The sequence below is a fragment of the Endozoicomonas sp. YOMI1 genome, assembly GCF_024606345.1.
Classification (GTDB): Bacteria; Pseudomonadota; Gammaproteobacteria; order Pseudomonadales; family Endozoicomonadaceae; genus Endozoicomonas.
Genome location: NZ_JAHHPM010000451.1, coordinates 1 through 1,176, shown reverse-complemented (window position 1 = coordinate 1,176; position 1,176 = coordinate 1). Strand labels below are relative to the sequence as shown.

Genomic DNA, 1,176 nt, shown 5'->3' with positions numbered 1-1,176 from the left:
GATGCAGCGGGGTATCGCCCTTTTTGCTCACCTTGTTGGGATTGGCACCGTAAGCCAGGAGCATATCCACAATGTCTGTATCTTGCTCACTTAATGCTTTACAAAGTGCGTTGCTCCACCCGTAGCTGTCGTAGATGTTGTCGCCGGGCGTATCAGGATTGGCACCGTGAGCCAGCAAGTCATCGACCATGTCGGTGTTCCCTTTAGAGACTGCATAATCCAGCGCGGTACTACCTTGAATATCAGAAATATTGGGATCGGCACCTTCGCTCAGCAGGGTGTTAACGACCGGAAGTTCGCCGCTAATGATGGCATTACCCAGCGGGGTGCGTCCAAAAAAATTACTACGGGCATTAATATCGACACCGTGATCCAGCAGGCACTTCAGGAGCATGACGCTTTGTGTCTTGTATTCCATTGTGGCCCAGTGCAGCGCCGTCCAATTAGCACGGTCACGGGCTTGCGGATCAGCTCCATATTCCAGCAAGACCTTGGTGACCTCATAACTGCCCCTTTCGGCGGCACAATGTAGAGGTATGTTCCTTTTTCCATTCCACGAATCAATGTTGCAGAGATTGGGGTTCGCCCCCCTGTCCAGCAGGGTCTTGAGAATTTTGTTAGCTCTGCCCACGCAACTGGCCCAATAGAGCGGGTAGAGGCCTCCCCGGTCGCAGAGATCGGGGTCAATCCCCAGATCCTGCACCAGGTTCAGCAGGTTGTTGACGGCTGGCAGGTCTTGCTCCCTGATTGCCTTTGCCAGTTGATTGCCCAAGCCCCGCAAATCGACATCAGACGTCAGTGGATATAAGCTCCCGTTGCCCGGGGAAGCCACCGCACGTGCTGAAATATTTTCTGCGCTGGCAACGGGTTGCTGGAGAGAAGGTACTGGCTGTGCGTTGGAACCCTCGGCCGTTTCCTCCGGATTGGCAGTGTCATCCCGGGAAGATGAACATTGTCTGATGCTTGAGAACATTTCATTAAAGAGTCAGTGGGTTGGACACAAATTTTGTCAAAGGATCTGACAACGGCAGGCGTTGAGAGGCTATTGACAGCGGTTTTGCCAGGTTTTTTTTCGGGGTCATCTGTGGCCGCATCAGGATTGCACGAATACAGTTTCGGGCACAAATCTGCAGCGACACGGGTTTAAAGGGCTCACGCAGGGCATCAATGATGCGA

2 protein-coding genes are annotated in these 1,176 nt (G+C 53.1%); both read right to left on the bottom strand.

Annotation, left to right across the window (positions count from 1 at the left end; translation table 11 throughout):
- Positions 1-973 (bottom strand): ankyrin repeat domain-containing protein (locus KDK15_RS16005; RefSeq protein WP_257296389.1); only part of this gene is annotated, 973 nt, incomplete at its 3' end.
- Positions 974-977: 4 nt separating this feature from the next.
- On the bottom strand, positions 978-1,176 hold a 199-nt coding region (locus KDK15_RS16000; protein ID WP_257296388.1), incomplete at its 5' end, for a hypothetical protein.